At 51.8% G+C, this 427-nt stretch carries 1 protein-coding gene; it reads left to right on the top strand.

The window, feature by feature from the left end; translation table 11 throughout:
- Positions 1 to 427: TRAM domain-containing protein (locus D7X55_RS46765; protein WP_121725775.1), on the top strand; the 427-nt coding region annotated here is incomplete at both ends.

The raw sequence follows: 427 nt of genomic DNA, 5'->3' as shown, positions 1-427 counted from the left end.
CTGGTCGCTGCCCGCCCGGATATCCAAATCAGCTCTGACTTTATCATCGGTTTTCCTGGCGAAACGCAGGCAGACTTCGAGCAGACCATGAAATTGGTCGGTGAAATCAATTTCGATACCAGCTACAGCTTTATCTATTCAGCCCGCCCGGGAACGCCCGCTGCCGATCTGCCGGATGATGTCTCCGACGATGAGAAAAAACAGCGCCTCTATATTTTGCAGGATCGCCTTAATCAGCAGGTGATGGCCTGGAGCCGCCGTAAGCTTGGCACTGTGCAACGCATTCTCGTCGAAGGCACCTCACGTAAAAATGTGATGGAGCTGTCCGGCCGTACTGCATGTAATCGCGTGGTGAATTTTGAAGGCACGCCAGAACACATTGGCAAATTCGTTGATGTAGACATCGTCGATGTCTATGCTAACTCAC

The sequence above is a fragment of the Corallococcus sp. AB049A genome (assembly GCF_003668885.1).
In the GTDB taxonomy this organism is placed as follows: Bacteria; Myxococcota; Myxococcia; order Myxococcales; family Myxococcaceae; genus Corallococcus; species Corallococcus interemptor.
Note: the sequence above shows the minus strand (reverse complement) of the source record. Positions and strands in the feature narration are given on the sequence as shown.